Consider the following 22,774-nt stretch of genomic DNA (forward strand, 5'->3'; position numbering starts at 1 on the left):
GCTGTGCGCCCCTACAATATCTGTGTTGACGTGTGGTTAGTTATTTGTTTCTGTACCTTAACCATGTGGGAAGCACTATAAATTAGCTAGCTGCCGCAGTTTCTCCAAATAATGACTATCCTTGAATAGTAAGGGAATCAGATTAGCTAAATTGCCAGCAGGTGTCAGATGCTGCAAGCAGAACAGATATTACAAGACCGTTATCAGATTCAACGCCAACTCGGCAACAATGGAATTCGTCAAACTTGGCTAGCAAAGGATTTACAAGCTAATGATGGCGATAATTCCACTGTTGTGGTTAAACTTTTGGCTTTTGGCGGTACTGTCCAGTGGGATGATTTGAAACTTTTTGAGAGGGAAGCACAAATTCTCAAACAGCTAAATCATCCCCGAATTCCACAGTATATTGATTATTTTTGTATTGACGATCGCACTCTCTGGTTTGGCTTAATACAAGAATATATTCCTGGTGAGTCCCTCAAGGATAAACTTGCTATTGGCAAAAGGTTCAGTGAAAAACGAGCTAAAAAAATTGCCGTTGAAATCTTAAATATTCTTACGTATTTACATGAACTGAATCCAGGAGTATTGCATAGAGATATTAAACCAAGCAATTTAATCTGGGGCGAAGATAATCGCATTTATTTAGTTGATTTTGGCGCAGTTCAGGATAAAGCAGCAAAAGAAGGCGTTACTTTCACTGTTGTCGGTACTTATGGTTATGCCCCAATGGAACAATTTGGTGGACGTGCGGTAGCTGCTTCGGATCTTTATGCATTGGGGGCGACTTTAATTCATCTGCTAACTGGTATCTCCCCATCTGATTTACCCCAGCAGAATTTACGATTGCAATTTGCAGACCGAGTTAACCTCAGTCCCAGTTTTATCAGTTGGCTAGAAAAATTGATAGAACCTGCACCAGAACAACGATTTACTAGTGCCCGCCAAGCATTGAAAGCTCTCAAATCTGGTTTAGTTGTCAAATCTGCAAACAAATATCAGCTTTTACAGCCAAAAGAAATTATCAACAATTCTGGATGCGGTATCAACAATCAAAATGAAACAGTCCCAGAGGAAATTCTCGGTTGGAATTGGGGGGCATTTCTCATGCCTTGGTTATGGATGTGGACTAACCAAGTGTGGTACGGATTGTTCTGTTTTATACCCCATGGTTGGTGGGTAATGGCGATCGCTCTTGGTGCCAAAGGCAATGAATGGGCTTGGAAAAGTAGACAATGGCGCAGTATTGAACACTTCAGAGCACATCAAAGAGGCTGGGCGATCGCTGGTATTTTAATTGGTGCGCCCATTAGTATTATGTTGTGGCTGAGGGCGATCGCTTTACTCGAATCTGCGTTTTAGTTGGGCATGGGGCATTGGGCATTGGGAGTGTGGGAGGTGTGGGAGGATGGGGAAGAAATCTTTCTCCCCCCACTTCCTGATCTCCCCATCTCCTTCTAACTGCTGACTTGAGATTCAACTACACCTATGGGACAAGAAACGCTTGTTCCTCCCAAACCGCAATACCCGTTGGGATTTTTCGCTAAGTATTGCTGATGGTAGGCTTCGGCATAGTAAAACTCAGGGGCATCCAAGATTTCTGTGGTAATCTTGCCATAGCCTGCGCTGGTAAGGGCTTGCTGATAGGCTTCCAGCGATGCTTGTGCTACCTGCTTTTGATTTTCAGAGTATACATAAATTCCCGAACGGTATTGAGTGCCAACATCGTTACCTTGGCGCATTCCTTGGGTGGGATTATGACTTTCCCAGAAGACTTTCAGCAGTTCGGCATAACTAATCACTTTCGGATCAAACACAACTAACACTACTTCGTTGTGTCCGGTTCTTCCACTACATACCTCTTCGTAGGTTGGATTTGGTGTCAAACCAGCAGCGTAACCCACTGCGGTGGTGTAAACTCCTTGAAGTTGCCAGAATTTGCGTTCTGCACCCCAAAAACAGCCTAAGCCAAACAACGCTTTCTCTAATCCATCAGGATAAGGAGGTTTTAGGGGATTTTTGTTGACATAATGATTAGCGGGTACTGACATCGACTGTGCCCTTCCTGACAAAGCTTCTTCAGGCGTGGGCATATTTTGTTTTTTGCCAAATCCAAATAGTGCCATTGATTTTGACTCTGAATATACATCTTTACCTTATTTAATATTGTAAAGATTTTGGCGATCGCTTGGGGTTTTCTCAGAATCCTCACTGGAGGCATAGCAGTGAACTAGCTACTGGGGACTGGCGATTAGGAAAGAGTTTTCCCACTACCCATCCCCAGTCACTTTTACGGAAAACTTAGCATCACAAAATACTTATGGATAAAATACCAAAAATTGACCGTCAAAGGGAGCATCAAGCGAACGAACGTACTTTTTTAGCTTGGCTACGCACTTCTATTGCATTAATTAGTTTTGGAATCGCTATTGCCCGATTTGGTATATTTTTGCGCCAGCTTAATGTTGCCATTACTCAACAAGAAACTCAGGTAAATGCATTAACTAAATCAGAAAATTTGGGTCTGGCTTTAGTAATTTCTGGAATTTTCACAATTGTGTTAGCTGCGTGGCGATACAATCAAGTTTTTTGGCAAATTGAAAAAGGAGACTATAAACCAAATAGACTAATTGTTTGGTTCATGACTGGAGTAGTAATTCTTTTAGGACTCTTCTGTATTCCTTTGATTCTATGGCATAATAAAGTGCCTGTTCGTTATCCTATTCCAAATCAACCGCAGCGATTAAGTTGGCAAAAATCAAATTCAAAAATAAATATTAAAAAGTTGGTAATTACTAATCAGTATAAGAACATATTTTTATTGTTTAAATCCGTTATTAAATAATATTTTGTAGAGACGGCGATTTACCGCGTCTGTTACCTACAACGAACTCTAACGCGTCTCTTATCCTAACGAAACCGTATTGATAGTGAAGACGCGATGTGAAGACGCGATGAATCGCGTCTCTACAAATGGTTTATTTTTTGTATTCTTTATTTCAAATTGGTATCACTTTAATTAACACTAGTTTCAGAAATAACTGTGACACAGGCATTTACTAAGGGTAACAGCGGTCCTAGTTGCTCTTGTCCATTGACGGCTAAATCGCTGTGACACAAATAAACTCTTTTGGATACACGAGATAGCAAATCTACTAAAATTCTGCGTAGTCGTTGTTGTTCTGCTAATTTTTCATCTTCTGCTGTCCAAGGTTCGCCTAATCTGTCTTGTAGGAAAAACGGCGCCCCAAACAAGGTCGCTGCACCACCTTTAGCCCATAGAGGTGAACCAGCATCGAGCCAAAAATGCCAGCGGTGCGATCGCCTACTAGCTCGATATTGAAATATAGTTGCTAGGGTGACAGCTTTTCTGGCTCCACCAATAGGACGCACCGGATAGGGGTTGGCGGTAATAGTACCACGTCGCAATAGTTGGATGAATTCGGTAATAGTAGCGGCCGAGGGAGATGAAGAAGAGACGGAGAGGGGGAGACGCTGTGACAAAGAACTCTCCGCGTCCCCGCGTCCCCGCGTCCCCGCGTCTTCTTCCCCTACTCGCCCAGAAGATGTTTGTCGTAACCTGGTGTCGATTTCCCAGTAGTGTTGGGCGGTTTCTAGTAATTCCCGCAATGCTGCTAGTTGTTCGTAGGGAAGATTGCTACCATTCCACAAAAAACGCACAATTGCCCTATCTAAAAGGGAAATAGGACTGGGAATTAAACGCTGTTCTTGTTGCGATCGCTGTTGTTCTAACCACTGTAATATTTTGTTATAAGCTGTGGTAGCTGCATAGCCGATTCTATCCCAGCGCTCGAAGGCTGACACTGATAGCAAGTTGGGGCGGTCGGGGTGGGGTACAAAGCAGTAATCTGCTATTAAACCAGCGCGTACCGGATCAATATCCGTAGAGACGCGATTGATCGCGTCTCGATTGATCGCGTCTCGATTGATCGCGTCTATGCTTTCTGCTGGTTGTTGTTTCCTGCTCAAGACAACCAGCATTTCTGCCACGGCATCCCGATCTACTAGGCGTCCCAAGCCGGGATAAACTAGTGCCAGCATGGTGAGCAATGCACGAATTACGGGTGAACTAATTAGGGGGCGTTGGTCGTTAAGGGATTCTACTTGGATGTTTTGCTTGGCGAGAATTTCTACTAGGGTATAACGAGCGATCGCATCCAAACCTGGTGCTATAATCGCTACTTCTTCTGATTCCACTTGCTGTGATTGGATGGCATTGGCAATCACTTGTGCTGTTTGCCGCAATAATTGAGCGCGGGAGGTGGTTTGAATTGAGTGTACGATTTCAGGTAAACTCAATGGCATAATTGACTCTGTGACTAATTCCACCATTTGTGTAGCCAGTTGTTGTCCTAGCGACTCTGGAGGCGGCCCGGTCAAGGTTTCTACCCGACAACGCTCTGCTAAACCTTCGAGGTAGTTTGGGTCTCCTCCCAATCCCAATCGCACTGCACCATCGGGATTATAGCTAAATGCTCCTACTGCGCCTTGGTCTAAGAGCAACTCAAATAACAGACGCGCTACCCCAGGATAATCATCGACATCATCGGCGAGTACTGCTTGATAGCGTTTTGTTAAGTGCTGTTGGTAATTGCGATCGCTTAACAAATGCTGGCTATAAAGTTCAGTAATAATCCCATAAGTTAGTAACCCCCTCTCTAAACACCAGTTACGCCAATCTAACAGCAAAGAGGCCAAAAATTCCGGCTCTAAATTTGTACTATTTTCCCCCAGACCCCTAGCCAAAATCTGGGCAATATCTTCGCAAGGTGTACCACTATAGGCTGCTAATTGAAATAAGTCTAGGATGCGACGCACTAAACGAGACTCATTCATACCCGCAAGACGTAAAATTTCTTCGTCTAATTGGGAACGCCATAGTTTAGTTGCTAACTCTTGTTCAGTTTCTGGCCGCAATCGTACCGGAAACTGCGCCTTGAGGTTCAATGAATTAATTAGCAATGGCCAAAATAAAATAACTTCATCCTGAAAAAAACCTAGCGGTGTCTTGGCACGAACCGGATATTTTCCCAAGGTAGATGTAACAATTCTATCACCTAATTCTCGACGATTATCATCATTGGCAGCTAAGACTAAAACTCCTGGTTCTGTTGGCTTAAGATATAAAAATTTAGGGACATTATCTGCTTTTTCACGTCCTTGTTTTTTAGTATAAAATGAGTCAGTATACGTATTTTTATGTTCTACCCAACTACAAAATTGCTCTATTAAGCGAGTTGTCTTACCACTGCGGCTGGTGCCAACAATCCAAATCGAATGAGAAACCACAAATTTTCTCCTTGTAGATTTGCTAGTATACCTCGTGCGTTAACTTAAGGTTAAGAATCACCAAATAATGCTGGATGATTGTCTGCAATGAAAAACTCTGTTTTTAGCCAAAAAATCTATTCTTTCTTACTTGCTGCTTATCGACGCTACTTACGGACTCCTGAACGTTCTTTAAATGAGGCTTATGATGCAGCATTAAAGATCAAGGAAATAGAAGACAAGCATTTTAATGGTAATAAAATAGACATTGGCTCAGCCATGTACAGTAACACTGTTATGGATTATTTTGAGTCAGACTTAAACAAGCTATTAAAAACTGCCAAAATGCGGCTTACAGAGTTTAGAGCAAGCCGTTGGTTTCTCGATGAAGAAAATCAAAAAGCTGCTGATAAAGCAGGCATAGAATATTTAAGTGCTTCTTTTGTTTTGGATAGGCTCAATTTTATCGATGGAGTTATCTCGAAATACACAACACTTCCGGAACAAATAAGTTCTAAAGCTGTAGTGGTGAAACCTCAAACTCCACCAGTTGACTCAGCAATTACTCCAGCTTTACCGCCTAAGATACCAACTAAAGATGTGGAGAAAAAATCCGATAAAAAACAAAAGGGTAAAACCGATACAATGGGAGTTTTACCCCGTTCAATTTTAAGTACTATCAGTCGTTTGCAAGTTGAACTAGACCCTAATTCTGAAGAAGAAGTAATTCAGAGTTTTCGTCAAGCTCAAAGAAGAACAATAATATCTATCAGATTTATTTTACTCTTAATTATAGTACCACTTTTGACGCATCAAATAGCAAAAGCTTTTGTAGTAGGCCCAGCTGTTGACCGATTTAGAACTACTGAGCAAGCGGAAGTATTCTTGAATTCCGAGATGGAAGAGGAAGCGCTGGGAGAATTACAAAGATTTGAAGAAAGAATCAAGTTTGAAAATTTGATTAGTAATGCACCTCCGTTGTCGCCTGAGCATATGGAAGTAGAATTAAAGCATAGGGCGACAGAGATTGCTGAAGAATTTCGCCGGGAAAGCTCTAATTCGATTAAAAATGTTTTCGCAGATATTTTCTCAGTGATTGCTTTTATCTGGCTGATGGTGACCAGCAAATCTTCTATTGCGGTGCTGAAAGATTTCTTCGATCATGTTGTCTATGGACTTAGTGACAGTGCTAAGGCATTTATTATCATTTTGTTTACCGATATATTTGTCGGTTTCCACTCTCCTCACGGCTGGGAAGTACTTTTAGAAGGTGTATCTCGCCATTGGGGATTACCAGCAAATCGAGATTTTATCTTCTTATTTATTGCCACATTCCCAGTGATTTTAGATACTATTTTCAAATACTGGATATTCCGATATCTAAACCGGATATCGCCTTCGGCGGTGGCTACTTACCGTAATATGAATGAATAGGGCATGGTGCATTGGTTCATCTGCTGAATAGAAACTTTTGTAAGCTATTAACACTAATGGTCTATGTCACGTTGCTTCTCTACCAGACGCACTCGCGTTCGCTCCGAATTCAAAATTAATAATCCCCATAAATAAATTTACGGGCTTGTGTTCTTTTGTGTTTGGTCATTCATTTTGATGGGTTACTGTTGGTGAATCAGGGGTTACACGCCATACCCCACAATTTTTCGCTATTCAAACAGACGTTGCAATGCAACTAATGATATTTTTAACTGAATTGATTAAACGTTTATATTTTCATGAAAAAGATACTTGTTGAATTAGTAAAATTTCCCAATTTTATAGCTATCACTATACTTGTAGTTCTGTCAATTTCTTTGTTGAGGATGCAATCTTTGGCAAATCCGGAACTCAGTCCGCCAGAATGTCGGGTGAAAAAGTGGGACATACCAGTATCGTTGACGGATGAAAAACAAAATATATCTACACAAAAGCAAAAAGCAGTATTAATCCAGAGGACGCCGATTACTTGTTGTCAGGGTGACGCTTCTTGTTTGGATGAGGTTATTTATGGAGAAATACCAGATAAAAAAGCATTATTGACAGCTATCGATCGCAGTTTAGAATACCTAAAAACTCAAGGGGCTGTGACTGCTTACCAAAATTATCAGGTGGCTGGAATTAGCCGCGATCGCGTATTCAAAAGTTTGCAAAGATTCCGCAAAATTTTATTAACAACTAATTCACCAACCGAGTTACATCAAGCCATAGAACGAGAATTTATTTATTACCAATCAATCGGTAAAGATAACAAAGGTGCTGTTTTATTCACCGCCTATTACGAACCGCTTTATGCTGCTAGTCGCGTCCCCACAGCAGAATATCGCTATCCTGTTTATCGATTACCTCCTGATTTTAATTCCTGGTCTAAACCTCATCCTACACGTCTACAATTAGAAGGAGCAGATGGCTTACAAGCTGCAAAAGGTAAATTGCGAGGTTTAGAATTATTTTGGTTGCGCGATCGCCTTGAACCGTATATGGTTCAAATTCAAGGTTCAGCCAAACTTCAACTAACTGATGGTACTCAAACAACTATAGGTTATGCGGGTAATACTGCTTATAATTACAAAAGTATTGGGCGAGAATTGGCGAATGATGGCAAACTACCGCTACAAGGTATGACCATGCCAATTATTCTCGATTATTTCCAAAAACATCCCCAAGAATTAAATATTTATATTCCCCGCGATCGCAGCTTTGTTTTTTTTCAAGAAAATCACGGCGAACCAGCCCAAGGTTCCATCAATGTACCACTAACAGCAGAGCGTTCTATCGCTACAGATAAATCTCTCATGCCTCCTGGTGCTTTAGCGTTAATTCGTGCTTCTATTCCCTTGGTTAATTCTACTGGAAACATGGAAGAACGGATTATTAGCCGCTATGTTCTCGACCAAGATACCGGAGGTGCAATTAAAGGTGCAGGTAGAGTCGATTATTTTTTAGGTACTGGTAAAATAGCAGGCGATCGTGCTGGCGTCACAGTTAGTAATGGGCAATTATTTTATCTATTACTGAAGTAAAATTTAGAACTCAGAATTCAGAATTTAGAATTAAATACTCATGTTTTCAGTTTATCTGTTATCTAGTTAATATTACTATTATTAATAAAGCTTATACATCGATTATTTTTACCAAATACACAAGATTTCAACGCAAGTCAGCTACACAATTTAAGCCTCAAAGCGTGATGCTAAGCCTATTTTACTTCTGAATTCTAAATTCTATTTAAGCCTAAAATTTTTTAGTAATTTTCTAAATAGGGATTTTTTGATGCTAGGATCTAGGACTATAGATCAGAATAAAAGTGCTGTACCTGTGAAACAAAAGCCAAAACCAAGGATTGCTTTGCTTCGTGAAAAGGCAGGGCTAACCCAGCTTGAGTTATCGCGTCTTGTTGGTGTGACTGAAAGCACTATTCAAAACTGGGAAAGTGGTAGAACTGGGACAGATCATATTGAAAGAATTATTCGGTTTTGCAAAGCTTTGAATTGCCAAGTAGAAGAGTTGATTGAATTTGTCAGCGAGTCCCCAGAAGAATCTACTGCTCCAGATTCTATAAGCGATATACATCATTTGTTGGGTATCAATGAGAAATTTCCAACAAACAGTTCTGATGCAACAGGAAAAGCAAAAATTTAAGCTATTTCTGACAGCAATCTCACACTGTTTTAAAGGACGATGAAGAAAACCGATATCAAGCACCCTTGTTTATAAAGTAGGGTAGCACAGCTGTACTACCCTACAAATTATCTGTATTTCAGGTAAGTAAACTATTGATTTGAAATCAATTAAACGTTTGGGTATGGTAATTTAAGAATTACAAATTGCCCAAGACAGTATTAAGCTTCTAAATCCAGATCGACATCATCATCATCATGATCGTAAGGAATATCATCAAGATCTATCATTTCTGATATTTCTTCTATTTCACCTAAATAGTCAGAGTCTTGATGTTCGCGTTCTATAAGACGACCAGTTGACTTTAGCCATTCCAAAAGAATAAATTCATTACTTGTACGAATTACAGGCGCTCGCTGATTACGAGGTTCTTCACGCAGAGGACTTGAAGGCATAAAAAAAGCTCACTGTCGATATAAGTTCAAGTAGTATCCGTATAGGATCTGGATTTTTAACACAGTTTACTGTCCATTATAGAGATTTATGACAGTAATATATGTCAGTTTCTTAGAGGTATTCCAGTACAGTTTCCTTCGCTAAAAATTTTCATTTTCAGAATCCTCAAAAGTAAACTTTTCAGGTCAATTACTGAACTAAAATACCTCCAGAATCAAAGGGCGTAGAGATTTAGATTCGGAGAGGTCTCTATATAGTCACTAACATGACCGAAAATATTTCTCAAGCTACCTAATCATAACATACTTGGCGGTTGAACTTTTCTTAACTATTGTGACTGATAGATCTTTAGTCCCTAAGAACAGTCTGATTGTATTCCATTGCAACTTTGTATTAATTAAATATGCTCGAGAGCCAGTTATATTTTTTACTAAGTAAAATTCAATAAAGGTTAAGAGAATTCCAGAAATTAAATTATTCAATTTTAAAAGTGAAAATGATGATTCAGATTCTTCCTCATCTGCTTCCTTTCATTTAAGGACTTACACATTGAAAGTCTCTAAATAGTAATGGCGATCGCAACCTTAGGCTATTCGCAATCATAAACTATCTGATGTTTATTTATATTCATCTACTTATAAACATTGATAGATACGAATCATCACCTAAATAAAGCTTCAGAATTATAAAAATAATCCTGAAGCACAATTTTCATATCCTTACCAGAATTTTTTAGCAAACCCGGAAAAAGGGCGTTACTGAAGTATGAATTTTGTTTTGCACAAAAGGACAATAACAAAGGCTTCAAGTATTGAAGTTTTAAATTTCATACTTATAGCAGTTACCAGATAGGTTAGGACATAAACCAAGCGTCCAACTCTGACACAAAAAGATTTTCAAGCCTGTTCCCTGCTATAAATTCAGCAACACCGCTAATGGTCGTTAAGATGTGATGTGCTAACTAAATTAACAACTGAATTTTCCAACAGATTGCTAGCTAAGGGGTACAAGGAGAAGTACCAGTAACAGTATTTACGCAAGTATTCACAACAGTTCTAGCCACAGTTTTGATGCTATTGGGAAGAGGAGCATATCCCCGATTTATAGCTATCTGGTCTGGAGTGGGGTTGGAGGAATTGATGGTGGGAGGAACTGGTTGTGTCGCATTTGCTAAAGCCCAGCTGATGAAGCTTCTAATACGAGTTGCGATCAAATTGCCTGTAGTACTGTTTTGGTATACGTCATAAAACAGCACGTAAGTTGCCGTGGAAATGGGATAGGCAGTTGTAGCGGTTGGATCGGCCAAATTATCAATTCTAATCAGCCTGTTAGCGGGAGCAGTACCATATTTGACGATGGTTCCAACACTCAAAGCGCCTTGGATTCCAGCTGTTGTGGGACCAACGTATGCACCTGACCTATTCCGTAAGAGTGCGGCAGGTAGATTTCTCGCTAAGCGCGTAGCACTATCTACATAACCAATTGCACCACTAGTAGTTGAGATCGTAGTCGCTACCCCTCCGCCTCCTGAGGCAGATAGGAAACTTGTTGGCCAAACAACTGTATTAGCTGGTGGTGTTGGAGGTACAGTGCCTGAAGTACTTATGCTACCTACTCCTTTATCCCAGATGTTAGCTGCTTGAAGGGTTGAAGTCGCAGCAGTCTTACATACAGTATTGAGATGAGTGCTTAAAACAAAAGTGCTACCGCTACTGTCACTACGACGTACAACTCTAATGGGTAAATTGGCTGCGATGACTGCGCCGCCGTTATCAGTTCTAATTCTGGTATCGTTCCAATTTGTGATAGTGCCCTTCAAAATACCACAGTAAGTATTTCGCGAAAGCCTCAGTCCAGCTGCTGGTATGGTAAGACCAGTACGGTTGTAAGATAAGGTGATTCCGACACCTGCTACAGGTACTTGAATCGCCTTTCCGCTATTGGGCCTTCCACTACCGGTAGTAACTGTTTGTTCTACTTGTGTTCCTGCTAAGGGGTCATCAGTAGCTGCAAAAGAGACTGGGGCTAAGATGGTAGGGCCAGGTGATGCAGGTGGTACGGTTTGACTGAAAAAAGCTGATATGCCTGCGCCACTACCAACTGAAGCATATCTAAATGTGGTAGTTGAAGCTACTGGGCCATAAGTTGCAGGTGGACAACCGTTGGTGGTTGTAGTTAGATCGGTATTCAGGGATGAAGGATTTCCAACACCAAAAACGTTAAACCATGAGCCTTTCGAGCCAAAAGGACATGGATTGGTTGCTCCTGTACCTACAAACAAAGTATTTACAGTACTTGCACCTAGACCATTTATCGAGGTTACTCCAGCTGGGGGAGGGGTGGTAGAGGTCTGAGCTAGAGATTTTTCGCTAGCAGATTGACCTGCTATTAAGCCAATTGTGATGGCAAGTACAGAAATCGAACTTATCAAATGATTCGATTGGCGATCGCAATAAAAAACCATGTCAAGCTCCTTGCAGTTAATTTAGGGATTAACACCCTGAAAGAAACAAAATCAATTCTCAAACTAGCGATCAAAAAATAAACTTTTTTCACCCCAAAAATTTGGTTATAAAAAAGTTATTTATCAATCACGAGTTTGCACAAACTGGTGAAAAAATTAGAGCAAATAATTATGAACATCACTTTCTTTGACTTAGACGCGCAACAGCTTGCCATTAGCTATAGCAAAGGCGCAAAGCAAAGAAAATAAAAATTTCACGATTTTTCTATGACTGCTATGAGTGATAGCTGTCAGAATGTTCCAACGAACTTAACAGTAGAGTGTTAAGGTAAAATTAGAATCATGGTTGCATTATGAAAAGATTAAAACAATTAACTATATTGCTACTATTTTGAGTGGGTTTTAAAAAGGGGCTTGTTACTACTTTTTATTAATCTCTTCAGAGTAAAATCCAGTATTTCCGCTCATAACCTATATCTATATATAGTTTTGCCCACTAAGTTTTAAAGTAAAGCTTGCAATCGATTTAAAATATAAATTATGTTCTTGACAAATTAATCGTTATGTACATCAAGAAAAGTAGGTTATTTTACTATTTATAAAACCGACATTTGGTATTTGGTATTTTTCCTCAATGCCTAATGTTTTAGTATCTTTTCTCAACAATCAAACGATTTTTAAACATTCTGAATCTAGTAGATTTTTGAACTGAACTAGGTGGTGCGCGAAGCGCGATAGGAAGGGTGTGGGTGGGTACAGGCGCTATCATCCTTGTCTCTAGGGGACTGGGGAATAAAGAATCAGGCTGTTCGAGTTGAGAGCGAGTTTTTTTATGCAATCAGATAGAAATCCTATATTTAAAACGTGGCCTACTTACTGCTAGTGACGGTAGACTGATTAACACGGATGTGAATGGTAGTGCTAGTATAATCTCTAAAAGTATTCCCAAAAGCCTTGGCAAATGGGATACAGCAGCCATTTGCTTGATTGGTTTGGCAAACTTGTAGCAAGTGGGGTAGTGTAACACTTAAGTACCCAAGTCTAGTGAGCAAAACTACCTCTAGACAAAGGATTCAGATGTAACTATGGCGATAGTGATTAAAGAGCGCTATGCTACCAAGGATTATCTAGCATTACCACTGGATTTCTCAAACTGATAGTTAGCGAAAGCAAACTCCTGGCAGAGAAAAACTTTAGGAAGAGTGTAGCAGTTATGGTTAAGAGCTAAAAACCTACTTTCTCAGGGCATACACACACTTATTAAATAAATATTAATATGTTGTTAACTTAAATTAATAAAAAATCGTATTATGATGTACAACTTTGCTGAACTTTATAATTGGGGGAAAAATAAATGTTAAATCATGTAAAATTGTTTCATCTGTAAAATTTGAAACCACCAACGCCCATAGTAAACCATAGGAAAATTAGCAAATGTTTAGACAAAGTTCTCACCAGAGAAACTTTTTCAAAGCTTTAACTGGTAGTGCAGCCACAGGATCTCATAAGTTAAGACTGGCATTGAAATCCAGTCTGGTTATTTTGGTTGAATCTGTACCTTTTTTGATTGCTTGTGCTGTATTTTTAAGCGTTATCAGCCTAAAAAGTCCTATCCTGCTATTTTGTTTATTAGTTGGTAGTTTAATTGCAGTCATCACACACAAAATTGGACAGCAGGTAAATTTACCAAAGCGATCGCTGATCATATTACAAATCTTAGCAGCAGCGATCGTCCTGAGTTTATTTTGGTTAGATCAGTTTGCAACTCCCGCACAAGCGCAGTTTTTTGGCGAAGCGGAAAAGTTTTTCAAAAAAACTTTGAATGATGGTTCAACAGGAAATAATGCTGGTGGTGCCGACACCGCAGTAAGTTTGATATTTAATATATTGCGGGCACTTTTCTTGCTGTATATTGCAATTTCTTTGGTTGGTGTCATCAACGCAGTTCGTAAAGATGAAGATTGGCAAAGCATCGCCAGAACTCCCCTATTAGTCGTTGTAGCTGTTACCATTGCTGATGTACTCACACGCTTTGTAATTGGCAATAGCAGTAATTAATTTAAGATTTGAGAAATGTCTGAAGAGCGGGAACAAGAATTTCGTCCAGTTAACCAAGTTCTAGGAAGCCAACCTTCATTAGGGCCAATTCCGGCCGATCAAATTCTTCCTTGGACAGTAATCGCCTTATCATCCTACTTGATTATCAATGGGATTTTTGGTGGTCTTTTTCAAGAAGAATTTCAAAAATGGCTGTGGACACTACTAATGACTGGTTGGGGAATTGGAACCTGGTGGATATTAACTGGTGGTAGAAGTTGGAGTTTTTTAAGCAAATTTATTGGCGTTCCTGCTTGGACAAGAGGCTTTGCTCGTTATCAAAGCTTACTGGAAGTTAACCATGAAGCAAAAAATCGGAAAACAAAGCGTCGGCGGCGCCGGAAATGAAACTAGATTAACACCATTTGAAGATGCCTTACACCTGGCAACAATGTTGCGCGTCTCCTTGAATGGACGTGATGTTGGCGGTTATCTGTTGACAAAAGGCACTCAAAAGGATCGGTTCTGCTTTGTTTTTGGTTTTGATTGTAAGGGAATTCATACCACTTTAAGACCAGAACAAATCGATACACTTTTTAATAATATTGAAGCCGGGTTGAAAGATATTCCTAGCGGTGAAAGAATGACACTGCATTTAGGATCTTTTAGTTCAGACACAGAACGACAAAAAGAATTAGCATCACTTATTAGAAATGCGCCGTCAAGAGATATTAAATATCTACTGATGGCAGAGAGAGCGAGAATCAAAGAACTGACTAAATCTGGCGTGCGGAAGCCCAAATTTTTACGGATTTATGTCACCTACACAGTGGAAACAACCTCTACAAATGCAGATGATTGGATAGAGAGACTTTTAGTCAAAGCTGAATCATGGTGGTTGAAATTTAAAGGTGAACTCTCAGAAGCCGAAAACCAACGTCTGGAAACTGTAATTACGAATGCTTATAAACAGGGTTTTTCGCGCTGGGAGCAAATTTTATCTAACAAAATGGGATTAGATGTCAAAGCTTTGAGTGCTGAAGAACTCTGGGAAGACATCTGGAGAAGATTTAATGAAACTCAGCCAATAGAAATTCCCCAATTAATCACCTTAGATGAAAATGGGCTGCACGAACAAGTTAATTCAGACTTAGCTAGTAGTAAATTGTTGATAGAAAATATCCACGGCACAACTTTACTGATGGAGTCTAGTGTACCTCGTGCCGATCGCCGTTGGGTGAATGTCAACAATCGCTATATTGGCACAATGTCATTTCTGGAAAAACCCGGTGGTTGGCCAAATAAATCGGCTCAACTGCGATATTTATGGGAACTCTTAGCCAGAGAAACAGTAGTAGATACAGAGATTTTTTGTGAATTGACTGCGGCAAATCCAGCATTGGTGAAAACTACTCTCCAACGAGTGCTGAAGCAGTCAAATATGACGACAATTTTGGCTCAAGAAAAAAGTAAAACCATTGATGTCAACGCGCAATTAAAGTTAAAAAAATCGGTAGCAGCACAAGAACAATTGTATGAAGGTGCAGTCCCGATTTATACGAGTATTGCTATTTTGGTACATCGGCCAACTGTCGAGAAATTAGACGAGGCTACAAGATATATTGAAAACTGTTTTCAACGTCCAGCAAGGGTAATAAGAGAAACCGAGTACGCTTGGAAAATTTGGCTGCAAACTCTCCCGATAGTTTGGGAAGGTTTGTTAGCAACACCCTTCAATCGTCGTCAGCTATATCTAACAAGTGAAGTTCCGGGATTAATGCCTTTAGTTTTAACCAAAAGAGGTGATAGACAAGGCTTTGAATTGATTGCTGAAGAAGGCGGAACACCTGTACATTTGGATTTATTTAACCAACACAAAAATTTAGCTTTATTTGCCACAACTCGTGCAGGTAAATCGGTGTTGGTATCGGGAATTTTAACTCAGGCTTTGGCCTATGGCATTCCCGTAGTAGCTCTAGATTTCCCCAAACCGGATGGGACATCTACTTTTACCGACTATACACAGTTTATGGAGGGGAATGGAGCCTATTTTGATATTTCCAAACAATCGAATAACTTATTTGAACAGCCAGATTTAAGAGCGTTAGATATAGAACAACAACGCGATCGCATGGTAGATTATACATCTTTCCTAGAATCAGCTTTAATGACAATGGTTTTAGGATCGTCTACCGAAAGTCAAATTTTATCGCAAACAGTGCGATCTATCCTCAACTTAGCCTTAGAAGTCTTCTTTGCTGATGAAGGTATCAAAGAGCGATATCGCAAAGCAATGGCGGGAGGCTTTGGTTCTCCAGCTTGGCAGAAAACCCCTACTTTAAAAGATTTTCTATTTTTCTGTTCTCCAGAACATTTGCAGCTTAGCTCCCTAAGTGGCAGAGTAGAAGACGCTCTCAGTCAAATTCAGCTGCGCTTGCGGTTTTGGCTTTCTAGCCGTGTTGGACAAGCCATTTCTGCACCATCAAGCTTCCCCACCGACGCCCAACTTTTAGTTTTTGCTCTCAGAAATCTCTCAGATAGTGAAGATGCAGCCGTACTCTCCTTAAGTGCTTATTCAGCCGCCCTCAGACGGGCATTAAGTAGTCCCGCTTCCATATTCTTCATCGATGAAGCCCCGATTTTATTTGAATTCGAGCAAATTTCTGACTTAGTTGGTCGAATTTGTGCCAACGGTGCCAAAGCAGGTATTAGAGTCATTTTATCAGCGCAAGATCCTGATACCATTGCCAGATCCAAAGCCGCATCGAAAATTTTGCAAAACTTAACAACGCGATTAATTGGACGCATTCAACCAGTTGCAGTAGATAGTTTTGCAGACATCTTAAAATATCCCCGTAAAATTATTGCTCGTAATGCCTCAGAAAGCTTTTTCCCGCGCAAAGAAGGCATTTATAGCCAATGGCTGCTAGATGATAACGGCGTTTATACATTCTGTCGTTACTATCCAGGTTACGAACAATTAGCAGCAGTGGCTAACAACCCCTACGAACAAACTGCACGTAGCCAAATGATGCAAATTCACAGCGATAAATATGAAGCAATTTCCGCATTTGCACGTCAGTTAGTGGCTACACTACGTAGTAATTAAACAGGGAGGATATCTGTGAGTAGCTAATCGGAATTCTAAAACTTATCAGAGACTACCAAATTAAAAAATATCCAAAAATTAATTGTGGGGTGGGCGTCTCGCCTGCCTATAAATAAGCAAAGGCGGACAAGATGTCTACCCCACAATTAGTAATAATTTAATTCTGGGAAATGTTTAAATAATACTTCAGCCAACTCAATTTCTGACTCACTAGATAATTTCGTCTACCTTTTCAGGTACAAATCTATGCGAAAAACTACCATTTTGACATTGACTTTAGTTTCTCTGGCAATTCTACCTGTAGCAGCCCAATATAGTACTAAATCATCACAACTAGGCCAAGTTTGGACTGATTTTCAATCATATTCCACAGATTTGCAAAACTACTTTCAATACAATTTGAGCGATAACTTAAAGCCTGTAGAACTCCAGAGTCGAAATGCCTTGAATAATGCCAAGGGAGAATTGAACATACCCAACCCCGTTAGTGCAGGGGAAAAAGTTCGCGATGATTTAATTCTGTACTCTAGATCGGATCGCTTTGAAAATAATGCAGCCGTGCGGGGAAATTTAGTTAGTAATGAACTCAATCGTGTAATTACCCGTGGAGCAGCAACTGGTGTTCTCGGAGAAAATGGACAAGTTCGGTCAAAGATAAAGTTAATAGATACAGAAAGAAGTTTACAAAATATTGCTGGATTTGCTGAAGCAGCAGAAGAGAAGACCCAAGAATTATTGAGTAAAATTCCCATTCCTGTTTTTGATGCGACTAAACTCGATCCAGCTACCGCAATATTAGCACAATTGCTCAATGCCAACCAATCACAAAGCATTAAAATTCAGCAGGAACAATCAAAAATTGTCGGTGAAACATTTGCCCAGACAATACAAACTAACCAGTCTTTGCAATACTCAAATCTAAATCTAGCAAACATTTCTCAACAGGCAGAAGAAGCAAATCGCGCTCGCAGAGTCGAAACATCTACTGAAGCAGCACGACTTTTACGAGCTACTTCTCAGATAGATTTGTTTGGCAGAAAAATTGATAATTAGGTTTTCTGAATTGGAATATTAAACTCAAATATTCTTAACTCCTACTCTCTGCGTGTCTGCGTGATTAAAATTAGTAAAAATCACAAATTATCATATTCTTGCAACACAAATAAAAGGCAGCAATTTTCTAAAAATCCTTTAATTGCTTCTATAAAAACCAAAAAACAGCCTATAAAAATCAAAATAATGCAACTTGCTATTCCGCTACTTTTTGCCCAAGTAGGCATTGATGAAATTCTCGATAATGGTGTTGCAACTTCCCAAAGTATTGCCGAAGGTTGGGACAAACAATGGCTAGATTTATTACAAAATAACACCAATAATAACTTGTATGGAACGCTGACAAATGTGGGTATTTTTTTTGCAGTCGGAACCCTGTTGTTTTTTATGGTACAATTCCTCAGAGATTTATTAACCTACGAATATAACCGTCCCTTCTCAGCATTAATTTGGCCTTTTGTAGTCGTGCTACTCTTAAATAATTCCGGCAGTGGAAGTATACTTTCTACTCTGACATTGGGAGTGCGGAATTTTATAGACACTGCAAATCAGCAAGTATTGGTGACAGCAGATGCAGAAAAAATGTACCAGCAAGCACTAAATATGAGTGTTGCGGAAGAAGTAGCGGGTTCTTTGCTGCGTCCTTGTCAGTCACTTAGTGGCGAACAGCAAACTCAATGTTTTGCAAAAGCTACTGAAAAAGTCAATGTTCTCTGGCAGAAATATCGAGATTCCTACGGTAATAAAAACTGGATATCTAGACTACAAACGAAGGTAGATAATATTAGATATGGCACAGGTATTGTATCGGAAACTTCATTTAATTCCTTATTAGGTTCCACAGTCCAAACAAGCCTGAAAAACTTTTTAGTGTCGTTACAATATGCCTTCCAGAATTTAATAGAAGCGACAATGTTACTGATAGCAGTCTTAGGACCAATTGCTGTCGGTGGGTCTTTACTACCTGTAGCTGGGAAACCAATTTTTGCATGGCTAACTGGGTTTTTATCTATTGGAATTGCCAAGATTTCGTTTAATATTATTGCTGTCTTGACTGCGGCAGTAATTGTTAACGGTCCGGGTCAAGATGCTAATGTTGACCCAGACTTAATGTGGTTCATGATTTTTCTCGGACTTCTAGCACCAATTTTATCTTTAGTTGTGGCTGCTGCTGGAGGTTTTGCAGTCTTCAGCGCTATCAGCAATACGGCTTCTTTAGTTAAGGAAAGAATATAAGTGAAAAGAATTCAGGAGTCAGAACCCAGAATTCAGAATAGTTAGAAAATCACGATCGTAAATATGAAAATATATAGGAATATTAAATCATTCGCTCAAAAAGATTGCCTATCATCATAAGATAACGAACAAAGTTTTTTGCAGCAGGAGGTGATTAAATGGTACGTTTACTAGAGAAAGGAAAAAGAACAGCAAGTGTTTTAACAATTTTTGCGATCGCCACTTTTAGTTTGCATATATTAGTATTACTTTTATTTTTATTTCAAGGGATAACTATTCGGCAACTTAGTTTGAGAAAACCACCTAATTTTGTACAATTAATAGATGGAAAAACGGTAGCTGAAATTGATGATTTGAAAAGAGATCCAGAAGCAATTCGTCAATTCATCAGCAAAACGATGATTGCTATGTTTAAGTGGTCGGGAACCTTACCCCCACAAAGAATTGAAGAAGTTGCAAATCCCAAATCTGATTTGGGAATACTAATTAGAACACCCCAAGGTGGCAGCCAAAAAATTAGTACTACTACCTGGATAGCTAGTTTTGCTTTATCAGAAGACTTCCGTAAAGGTTTCTTAAGCACAATTGCCGACATCACACCACCAGAAGTGTTTTCTGAAAATCGCAACCAAGGGATGACATCAGAGTTAGTAATTAAGCGGATTTATCAGCCAAAAGAAATTGCACCAGGTAAATGGCGAGTCGGTATGGTAGCAGATTTAATTCAAAAAAACCGAGGTGATGATAGAAGAGTCATAACTCCTTTCAACAAAGATTTTCTTGTGCGTGCTGCGGATTATTTCCCTAATCCCCAAATCGAAAGTGGCACCGACCTACAAAAAGCAATTTTTAGTGTCCGTGCTGATAGATTAGAGATTTATGAAATTCGAGATTTATGTTTGTTAGATAACTCCAATAACCTCAATGAAGCTCAACTAAAAGAATGCAAAATTCAACAAAGAACCGATAACTTTATCAGATAAAAATTTTGAATTATGAAGTAAAAAAACTTGAGTCAAATTAGTGAAGCAGAATTCTAAATTAGACAAGCAATATAGTTAAATTAGTATAACAACAAATTATTAATGCAGATATTTAAATCAGAAAATAAAAAAAGTAATGCCTTACCACTGTTGGCTGTAGGAACATTTGGTTTACATGTATTTACGTTACTGTTACTAATATTTCACGGGTCTATGTTACAACAGTTAGGTCGGCAACTCACGCCTCAAAGTTTAGTACAACTCGTTGATGGTCGTGTGATTACAGTAGACCCTCAAGATAATTTAGAGCGACAACCAGAAACTATTCGGCGCTTTGTAGCTGAAACTATGAGCTTAATGCTCACCTGGTCACAGCAACAGCCGCCAACAACAGTCTGGGAAATTAGCTCCCAGCTGGTAGCTGATGATTTTAAGGAAAAACTCAAATCACAACTAACTAACTTAAATCCCGATCGCCAATTTGAAAATGTCAATAGAGGCACTGAAAATGTATTAGTAATCCAAAAAATATCTCAACCGACAAAAATAGGCAATGGCAGATGGAAAGTGGAGATGTTTGCCAATCAATTAACCTTTAGCAGTTATGATAAATTGGGAAAATCAATTTCATTTAATAAACAAATTTTAGTTAGATCGATAAATGAACCAGCAACTTCACTACCAAATGCGCCGCTTCCGTCGCACTTCGCAGTTTACCGCCTTGGTGAAGCCAGACTAGAAATTTATAATGTGTGTGAAATTCAAGATAAAAATTGTTCTGGAAATTTAAACTAAGCTTTACCATGACTCAATATTCAATTCCGACAGAAACATCTCCACCAAGTTTATTAACTTTAGACACCGACGAACGCCAACTAGAAAAAGAATTTGACGATTGGGAATCACGGATGGCAAGGTTGGTTGGCTTTGAAGAAGAATCTTCTAGCCTTCGCCAAGCATCAGAAGACCCTGCAATCTTGCAACCGTCCTCTGAAGCAGAAGAAGTTAAGACAGAGCAACCCCTCTCATCCAATCCCTTTGCCAAATTAGGCCTAGTAGGTGCTGCTACCTTAGCAGTAGTTTTGGTGGCTGGTGTGTTTTTGTCGCAATTGATGAGTGGTAGCAGTCAAAAGCCCAGAAATAATCTTGTTACCCCACAAGTGCGATCGCAGCCAAGCAACGAAACAACTTCTCAACAGCTAGAAGGCGAAATCGAGACTCTCAAAACTAAATTAGCCCTGACTGAACAAGCACAGTCAGTCAAAGCTGCCCAAGAAAAGCTGAGAATGCCAAAACCAACCACTACAGTAGCTTTGGCAGAACCATCAGTTTCTTCCAGAAGGAGACAACAAGTGATCCCAGCACCCCCACCAATAGTTTACGCTCCTCAGCCAGTGACAGTTGAACGCATCGTCAGAGTACCTGCTCCTCAACCTTTACCAATATCCCAGCTACCAGTTCTCAAGCCAAACACTCAACCCGTCGTCAACATTACCCCACCACCCCCACCAAACCCATTCGATGAGTGGACAAAGTTAGCAAAGTTGGGTAGCTACGGCCAAGTAAATGTCACGGAACAACCTAATAACATTGCAGCTGCTCCCCAACCGACAAACGAAATGCAGCCGCCTCAAGAGACACCAAACCCCAATCCTCCTGAGCAAAGCCAAAGCCCAGGACAACCACCTGCTGTAGTCAGCCAAGCACAACAACAAGGACAGAAAACCGTAGCGATCGGCACTAGTGTTAAAGCTGTATTCGCAACAGCGATATTTGGCGAAACTACCAGAGGGGGCAATAACGAAGGAGAAACAGAGAAAAACGTATTTGTGATTCGATTGAAAGAACCCCTAAAATCTACCAATGGTGAGGTCGCTCTACCTGCAAACACCGAATTTCTCGCTGAAATTCGTTCTATTTCTGAACAAGGTCTTTTGCAGATGAACGTAACTAAAGTTATCTCACAAAATGATGGCAACCTTACAGAACAAAGCTTACCCAACAATTCAATTATTACTCGTGGGGTCAAAGGTAGACCCTTAGTAGCCAATAAATTTCCCAATCAAAGTTCGTCCATAGCATCAATGGATCTAGGATTATTCGTTTTGGGAGGTATTGGTAAAGCAGCAGAATTATTAAATCGTACCGACGGCCAAGTTGTCACCATCAATGGTGGAAGCACAGTCGTTAGCAACACTAACACCGGAGAAAATATCCCGGCTGGGATTGTTGAAGGTGGTTTGAACTCCGTAGTACCCCAAATTGCCCAACGCAATCAACAGGCGATCGCCCAAATGTCACAACAAACGAACATTTGGTTTTTGCCTGCTGGCACAAATATTGAAATATATGTCAACCAAGTAACACAATTTTAAAAAATACTATTTATCCCAATTTTAGGCATTCAATTCAGGCAGAATTCTAGCTTTTGACGCACAGTTATTCAGAATTTGGAATTAGGTAATAATTAGTAAATAATTTTCTACCTTATCTTCAAATAGGCTTGGGATAATCCTTTTTAATTCCCTTTGA

16 protein-coding genes and 1 pseudogene are annotated in these 22,774 nt (G+C 39.7%); 13 read left to right on the forward strand and 4 right to left on the reverse strand.

Features of this window, described 5'->3' with window-relative positions; genetic code table 11:
- Positions 1-168 precede the first annotated feature (168 nt).
- A complete protein-coding gene (locus ACM0OY_RS09055; protein WP_414568534.1) occupies positions 169-1,362 on the forward strand; it encodes a serine/threonine protein kinase in 1,194 nt (397 codons plus the stop codon).
- Between the two features lie 95 nt (positions 1,363-1,457).
- Here ACM0OY_RS09055 and msrA read toward each other — a convergent pair whose 3' ends face one another.
- Positions 1,458-2,126, reverse strand: a complete 669-nt coding sequence (gene msrA, locus ACM0OY_RS09060) for a peptide-methionine (S)-S-oxide reductase MsrA (protein ID WP_414568535.1) — start codon at positions 2,124-2,126, stop codon at positions 1,458-1,460.
- Between the two features lie 194 nt (positions 2,127-2,320).
- Between msrA and ACM0OY_RS09065 the strand changes: the two are divergent.
- Positions 2,321-2,740, forward strand: a pseudogene (locus ACM0OY_RS09065) (YidH family protein); the annotation flags it as partial.
- Positions 2,741-3,015: 275 nt separating this feature from the next.
- Here ACM0OY_RS09065 and ACM0OY_RS09070 read toward each other — a convergent pair.
- Positions 3,016-5,310, reverse strand: coding sequence for a recombinase family protein (locus ACM0OY_RS09070; RefSeq protein WP_414568536.1), 2,295 nt, complete (start codon positions 5,308-5,310; stop codon positions 3,016-3,018).
- 78 nt (positions 5,311-5,388) lie between these two features.
- On the opposite strand from ACM0OY_RS09070, the gene ACM0OY_RS09075 reads away from it, so the two are divergent.
- The 3 genes from ACM0OY_RS09075 to ACM0OY_RS09085 all read left to right on the forward strand — a co-directional run bounded on the left by ACM0OY_RS09075 (position 5,389) and on the right by ACM0OY_RS09085 (position 8,925).
- Complete coding sequence (locus tag ACM0OY_RS09075) at positions 5,389-6,723, forward strand: proton extrusion protein PcxA (protein ID WP_414568537.1); 1,335 nt, start codon at positions 5,389-5,391, stop codon at positions 6,721-6,723.
- Between the two features lie 299 nt (positions 6,724-7,022).
- Positions 7,023-8,306 carry a murein transglycosylase A gene (locus ACM0OY_RS09080; RefSeq protein WP_414568538.1) on the forward strand — a complete coding sequence of 428 codons (1,284 nt, stop codon included), beginning with the start codon at positions 7,023-7,025 and terminating at the stop codon, positions 8,304-8,306.
- 295 nt (positions 8,307-8,601) lie between these two features.
- Positions 8,602-8,925 (forward strand): helix-turn-helix transcriptional regulator, encoded by a 324-nt coding sequence (locus tag ACM0OY_RS09085; protein ID WP_414568598.1) that lies wholly within the window; start codon positions 8,602-8,604, stop codon positions 8,923-8,925.
- A gap of 200 nt (positions 8,926-9,125) precedes the next feature.
- Here the strand turns inward: ACM0OY_RS09085 and ACM0OY_RS09090 are convergent, their stop codons facing one another.
- Positions 9,126-9,359: a DUF3134 domain-containing protein gene (locus ACM0OY_RS09090; protein ID WP_414568539.1), complete on the reverse strand. Its 234-nt coding sequence runs from the start codon at positions 9,357-9,359 to the stop codon at positions 9,126-9,128.
- Positions 9,360-10,357: 998 nt separating this feature from the next.
- A complete protein-coding gene (locus ACM0OY_RS09095; protein ID WP_414568540.1) occupies positions 10,358-11,824 on the reverse strand; it encodes a substrate-binding domain-containing protein in 1,467 nt (488 codons plus the stop codon).
- Between the two features lie 1,434 nt (positions 11,825-13,258).
- On the opposite strand from ACM0OY_RS09095, the gene ACM0OY_RS09100 reads away from it, so the two are divergent.
- From ACM0OY_RS09100 to ACM0OY_RS09135, 8 genes are all read left to right on the forward strand, one after another.
- On the forward strand, positions 13,259-13,882 hold the full coding sequence (locus ACM0OY_RS09100) for a hypothetical protein (RefSeq protein WP_414568541.1): 624 nt from the start codon (positions 13,259-13,261) through the stop codon (positions 13,880-13,882).
- Between the two features lie 15 nt (positions 13,883-13,897).
- Entirely contained in the window at positions 13,898-14,269 is a 372-nt protein-coding gene (locus tag ACM0OY_RS09105) for a hypothetical protein (RefSeq protein ID WP_414568542.1), read from the forward strand.
- A complete protein-coding gene (locus ACM0OY_RS09110) occupies positions 14,223-16,970 on the forward strand; it encodes a hypothetical protein (RefSeq protein ID WP_414568543.1) in 2,748 nt (915 codons plus the stop codon). Before ACM0OY_RS09105 ends, ACM0OY_RS09110 begins: the two co-directional genes overlap by 47 nt.
- A 246-nt stretch (positions 16,971-17,216) precedes the next feature.
- A complete protein-coding gene (locus tag ACM0OY_RS09115; RefSeq protein WP_414568544.1) occupies positions 17,217-18,023 on the forward strand; it encodes a hypothetical protein in 807 nt (268 codons plus the stop codon).
- A 186-nt stretch (positions 18,024-18,209) separates the two neighbouring features.
- Positions 18,210-19,259, forward strand: a complete 1,050-nt coding sequence (locus ACM0OY_RS09120) for a hypothetical protein (protein WP_414568545.1) — start codon at positions 18,210-18,212, stop codon at positions 19,257-19,259.
- A gap of 158 nt (positions 19,260-19,417) precedes the next feature.
- A complete protein-coding gene (locus ACM0OY_RS09125) occupies positions 19,418-20,242 on the forward strand; it encodes a hypothetical protein (protein WP_414568546.1) in 825 nt (274 codons plus the stop codon).
- Between the two features lie 102 nt (positions 20,243-20,344).
- Positions 20,345-21,037, forward strand: a complete 693-nt coding sequence (locus tag ACM0OY_RS09130; RefSeq protein WP_414568547.1) for a hypothetical protein — start codon at positions 20,345-20,347, stop codon at positions 21,035-21,037.
- An 8-nt stretch (positions 21,038-21,045) separates the two neighbouring features.
- Positions 21,046-22,617, forward strand: a complete 1,572-nt coding sequence (locus tag ACM0OY_RS09135) for a hypothetical protein (protein WP_414568548.1) — start codon at positions 21,046-21,048, stop codon at positions 22,615-22,617.
- Positions 22,618-22,774 lie beyond the last annotated feature (157 nt).

It is taken from the genome of Nostoc sp. CCY 9925 (assembly GCF_963920935.1).
GTDB lineage: Bacteria > Cyanobacteriota > Cyanobacteriia > Cyanobacteriales > Nostocaceae > Nostoc.

What these genes read in the sequence shown, in the direction of transcription:
- ACM0OY_RS09055 (WP_414568534.1), top strand. Translation starts at nt 169, where the DNA reads ATGCTGCAAGCAGAACAGATATTACAAGACCGTTATCAGATTCAACGC.
- ACM0OY_RS09110 (WP_414568543.1), top strand. Translation starts at nt 14,223, where the DNA reads ATGAAGCAAAAAATCGGAAAACAAAGCGTCGGCGGCGCCGGAAATGAA.
- ACM0OY_RS09125 (WP_414568546.1), top strand. Translation starts at nt 19,418, where the DNA reads ATGGTACGTTTACTAGAGAAAGGAAAAAGAACAGCAAGTGTTTTAACA.
- ACM0OY_RS09105 (WP_414568542.1), top strand. Translation starts at nt 13,898, where the DNA reads ATGTCTGAAGAGCGGGAACAAGAATTTCGTCCAGTTAACCAAGTTCTA.
- ACM0OY_RS09080 (WP_414568538.1), top strand. Translation starts at nt 7,023, where the DNA reads ATGAAAAAGATACTTGTTGAATTAGTAAAATTTCCCAATTTTATAGCT.
- ACM0OY_RS09090 (WP_414568539.1), bottom strand. Translation starts at nt 9,359, where the DNA reads ATGCCTTCAAGTCCTCTGCGTGAAGAACCTCGTAATCAGCGAGCGCCT.
- ACM0OY_RS09135 (WP_414568548.1), top strand. Translation starts at nt 21,046, where the DNA reads ATGACTCAATATTCAATTCCGACAGAAACATCTCCACCAAGTTTATTA.
- ACM0OY_RS09130 (WP_414568547.1), top strand. Translation starts at nt 20,345, where the DNA reads ATGCAGATATTTAAATCAGAAAATAAAAAAAGTAATGCCTTACCACTG.
- ACM0OY_RS09100 (WP_414568541.1), top strand. Translation starts at nt 13,259, where the DNA reads ATGTTTAGACAAAGTTCTCACCAGAGAAACTTTTTCAAAGCTTTAACT.
- ACM0OY_RS09120 (WP_414568545.1), top strand. Translation starts at nt 18,210, where the DNA reads ATGCAACTTGCTATTCCGCTACTTTTTGCCCAAGTAGGCATTGATGAA.
- msrA (WP_414568535.1), bottom strand. Translation starts at nt 2,126, where the DNA reads ATGGCACTATTTGGATTTGGCAAAAAACAAAATATGCCCACGCCTGAA.
- ACM0OY_RS09095 (WP_414568540.1), bottom strand. Translation starts at nt 11,824, where the DNA reads ATGGTTTTTTATTGCGATCGCCAATCGAATCATTTGATAAGTTCGATT.
- ACM0OY_RS09115 (WP_414568544.1), top strand. Translation starts at nt 17,217, where the DNA reads ATGCGAAAAACTACCATTTTGACATTGACTTTAGTTTCTCTGGCAATT.